The organism is Sphingobium sp. AS12 (assembly GCF_019097845.1).
Taxonomy (GTDB): Bacteria; Pseudomonadota; Alphaproteobacteria; order Sphingomonadales; family Sphingomonadaceae; genus Sphingobium.
The window spans coordinates 158,475-162,717 of record NZ_JAHRGM010000056.1; the positions used below are offsets into that span (position 1 = coordinate 158,475).

4 protein-coding genes are annotated in these 4,243 nt (G+C 55.3%); 2 read left to right on the forward strand and 2 right to left on the reverse strand.

The features are described from left to right. Positions 1-10: 10 nt before the first annotated feature. Both KRZ98_RS18930 and KRZ98_RS18935 read right to left on the reverse strand, forming a co-directional pair. Positions 11-802 (reverse strand): hypothetical protein, encoded by a 792-nt coding sequence (locus tag KRZ98_RS18930; RefSeq protein WP_066768659.1) that lies wholly within the window; start codon positions 800-802, stop codon positions 11-13. Between the two features lie 195 nt (positions 803-997). Then, complete coding sequence (locus KRZ98_RS18935) at positions 998-1,597, reverse strand: toxin-activating lysine-acyltransferase (protein ID WP_197421618.1); 600 nt, start codon at positions 1,595-1,597, stop codon at positions 998-1,000. 341 nt (positions 1,598-1,938) lie between these two features. Between KRZ98_RS18935 and KRZ98_RS18940 the strand changes: the two genes are divergently transcribed. After that, positions 1,939-2,937: a hypothetical protein gene (locus tag KRZ98_RS18940; RefSeq protein WP_156448136.1), complete on the forward strand. Its 999-nt coding sequence runs from the start codon at positions 1,939-1,941 to the stop codon at positions 2,935-2,937. Continuing rightward, the gene (locus tag KRZ98_RS18945; RefSeq protein WP_156448135.1) at positions 2,934-3,416 is read left to right on the forward strand and encodes a hypothetical protein; all 483 of its coding nucleotides are present in this window, start codon (positions 2,934-2,936) and stop codon (positions 3,414-3,416) included. The genes KRZ98_RS18940 and KRZ98_RS18945 overlap by 4 nt, the downstream gene beginning before the upstream one ends. Positions 3,417-4,243: the final 827 nt, after the last annotated feature.

Genomic DNA, 4,243 nt, shown 5'->3' on the forward strand with positions numbered 1-4,243 from the left:
GAGCCTCCCCTCAAGCGGACAAGAGGAGATCACTGTCCGCGGCGAGCGGTGCTTCCCCCATACCCTCGGCAATCACCCCGCCGCCATCCACGAGCTTCATCAACCTGTAGACGCCTTTGTCAAAGATCAACCGAACGGCCTGGAAGGCGAATACCAGCGGGATTTTGCCCTCGAATTTGACAGTGGTGCTGCCTGTGCCGGCCGAAGAGACTTTAAGATTGCCGCCGACTGCGTTAGAGAGCACGGGCACGTCGATGCCGACCGCGTTCTTCTTCTCGTCGGTCGCCGCAGCGCTGAGTGTCGTCGCTTTCAATGTGCTGGTGACGACATAGACCTGGTCGGCGTCGAGCATCTGCGCTGCCGCCTTCGCATAAGGGCTGACCTTTGCGCCGGCGAGGAACTGATCTATAAGCGCGAGCTCGGCTGCATTCTCCAGGGTGCCACCATATTCCATCTCGATCTTGGCAGCTTTCGCGTAAAAAAGGCTGAGCCCGAGCGTCGATCCGCCCAGAGCTGAAATCAGACCGCCCAAGATATTGAGCCCCACGCCGATGTCTAGCGATGCGGTCTTCGTGATTGCGATATTGGGCCCTGGCCGGTCGGCGCTGATCGCTGGGATCGCGGGGCCATCGCTTGCGGGCACGAACACTGAGGTCAAATCACCGAGGCGTTTCAACCGCTTGTTGCTAGAGACAAGAAGCTGGGTCGGATGCAAATCGACCCGCGGAAGCTGCACGACATTATAACCAATGGACTTCAGCGCGCTCAGCGCCGGGTCCTTGCAGTTCGGCAATATTCCCATAAATACCTCCCAAGTGGACATGCTGGCATGTGATACCGGCCATGTGCTGATGCGACCCGGGAGACCCTGTTCTTCTATCTTGTCATCAATTCGATCGATCTACTATAGAATTCTCGTCTTCGACTTCCATCTCCCGTCCCAAGGGGTGAGCCGGACGGGCAGGCCTCCCGCCCGCCCGGCTCTGGGGGAAAGCAATCAATTGACGGTCGCGTTTTCCGGCACAGACGGGGATGCGGGATGCGAGATCTTCTCGGCGCCCATCCTCTGCAGCGTGTCGGCATCGACCAAGCGCGTGACGATGGGATGCAGACGTAGGCTCCCCTCCTTCACGACCTGCTTGAAATTGGCGATCACATTCGCCGTAGTTCGTTGATCGGGTGCCACGACATCGAGCAGCCAGTTGATGTCGCCGGAATTCCAGTCTTCGGCCTTGAGGCGCACTGGGAACGTCCCGGCCTGGATCTGTTCGCGGATGCGCCCATCAGCCTCTTTGCTAACGCTTGCCCAGATTGCGAGCCCCGCCATGTCTGCGAGCGGCCCGGTCTTCTCGCCACCCGGATAGGCGATCGCCACACGGTCGCGCATCATCGGCTCAAGCACGAGGTGCTGGAGGTCGGCAAGCGTCTGGTTGCGGTAGCGCGGCAACATCATAAGCGCCATGACGGCCTTACCGAAGCTCTCGCGGATATGCGTGCGCACGGCCGAAATCTTTGCCGCAATTTCCGGGTCGATGCCGGTCGATGGTGCCGACGCTTCTCCTGCTTCGAGCTGCGATTCGTTCAACTTCTTCGCCACTATAATCCCTCCTTCGATGCTTTCCCTGCCGCGCGGGCGATGTGCAAACATTGCAGAAATATGGATTTCTTGCCAATAATCGTCAAATAATCGCCGTCAATAACGATGCGCTATTAGATCAAACCGTGAATTTACGAGATACATTCAATTTGGATGTAGTTTTTTCTTAACATCTCTCATGATTATTTCTTATATGATCCAATGTTACATAAATATTTAAGGACACGAACCAGATTTCATAATGATTAATTAGGCATTGCTGCGTTTCGTCAAAGCAGATTTCTATTGCATACTTACAGGCTTGTGGCATCTAGGCAAGGGCGAAAGGGGTATGCGGGGGCATGATCACAGATATTGGAGGAACAGCAAGCTCGCGCGGACTCCGGCTCCTATGCCGTGGGGCGACAGCTTTCCGATACGGTCGCCCCTCAACGATTTTCAAGGCGCTTTTCCACGCTAACGATATGGTACCCCGCTATGTGGGCGACTCTGGTAGCGGGGCGGGGCAATCTGTCTCTGCCATCAATGTCAAGGGTTTCCGCAATGTTGCTGACCTCTTGGGCAGTGTCCGTGGAATTACTGAGACGGAACTGTTTGACCCGATTCCTTACGCCATCGCCATATGGCAATCGGTGATCTCCGACGAACTGATCTCCAATGCCGCCGCGACGTCCCGCTTTTCCAATTCGCTGGCGTGGGTCGTCGGCGGCGATCCGCTGACCATCGATCTTGATGGCGACGGCATCGAAACCATCAGCCTGGACAATAGCACCGCTTATTTCGATGTCGATGGCGACCTGTTCGCTGAACGCACCGGGTGGGTGAAGGACGGCGATGGGTTCCCCATCCTCGACGCTAACGGCAATGGCCGCGTCGATGGCATCGGCGAGATGTTCGGCAGCCGCGAAGGCAGTGGGTTCGCGGAACTGGCGCTGTATGACTGCAATGGCGACGGCGCCATCACGGCCGCAGACCTGATCTGGTCCAGCCTGCAGATGTGGCAAGACCGCGACCGCGATGCCATCACCGATGCGAGCGAGATCAAGAGCCTCGCCCAGCTCGGCGTCGTGTCGATCAATCTGTCCGCGACGGCTCTTGGGGTGATGACACCTCAGAATGCGCATCTCGTTTCCATCAGCACCTTCACGTTCGATACCGGCCGGACCAGCCGTGTTTTCGAGGCGCTGTTTACCGCCAACGATACGGACACCAAATTTGCAGGCGAAGCCGACTTTGCCCCCTGGCAATCTAATTCCACGCTCAATGCCAAGGGCTTCGGCTCCATCACCGACCTCGCCATCGCGGTTAACGACGACTTTTCCATGGAGTGTGCGGCATGAGTGCAAGTGAATTTCAGATGCCGCGCAAATTCACCTTTGATGAATTCTATGAGATGTTGAAGGAATATGTAAGCAATCCTCGCGCGCAAGAAGCACTTGCCGTTTACGATTCCGAATACGTGGCGGGTCGCGGCAATCTCCTGGACAATTCTCAATGCTCTGAGGTCGCTCACGAAGCATATGGAAACTTCAAAGCCATCGGCTGGTCGATTTTAGCTCGGCATGGATGGCCAACCTATGCCCAGATCATAAAATCCTCAGAACACGACGCCGAGCTGCGTCATAAGGTTGAATCTGCAGGCACGACTTTCATCAACGTTGCTCGGCGATTGATACGAAATGAGCCTGATGGATGGGGATGGCCTTTCCAAGATGAAGATTTCCACATTGGCGATCCCGACAGCGTCCTCAAATTATTGAGAATGTGGAGCGCAATCCATCCAAATAACTTGCCTTATGTATTAGTGGGAGACGAATAATGGCGGGCGAGTTTATTGTTCTCGATACTAATGCCATTCAGAACCTGTATGCGGGCGGAGGTGCTGCTGCATGGGATCAACTTCTGACCGGGGGCAAGAAAGTTGTTCTGTCGTCGGTCATTAATGCCGAAATGCGCGGAGCCCCCGCGGATATCGTAGAAGCATTCGATACTTGGAGATTATCGAAGGGCATTCCCTTGGTAAATTTCGAAATCGAAGGTATCAGGTTTCCGGATGATCACCCGCGCGTTGGACAATTGAGACCAGACGCAGGAGACAATGTTCTCCGTGCGCTCATGGATCATCAAAACAATCCCGTCGCAGCAGCCGCGCTCCAAAATGCGGGTATCGACACGAACGGAAGTTTACGACTCTTAACTGACGATGCAGATTTCCTGCGGAAAGTTTGGAACGAAACCGGCAGTTTCAGCAACGACGGCCTGAAAGCAAAGGGCCATGGGACTGAACCGTATCGTGGAACAGCCGAGTTCATGGCAGAGCGATACTCCGTCGGTGATATCGACAAGGCAGGCTTCAGAGCTTGGTTGGACGGCTTCAAAGCATCAGGTCGCGAGCTATCCGATGGTTTAAACGATGGAACGGGCGGCAAGCGGTTCAAGTTGCAGGCGCAATTTGACATGCTTCATGGCAATCCGGATATTCTGGACGGAGGAATCCTCGACGACCTTCGTGATCTACGTCGGCGCCTGTTGTTGGATTCAGCGGGATCTGTCTCGCCTTCTTTCGCCCTTAAAGGCGGAATCCTTGCGGGTGCTGGGTATGTTCTTGCCAAGTTTGGGATTATCGGGGACGTATTGGCGTTTTCG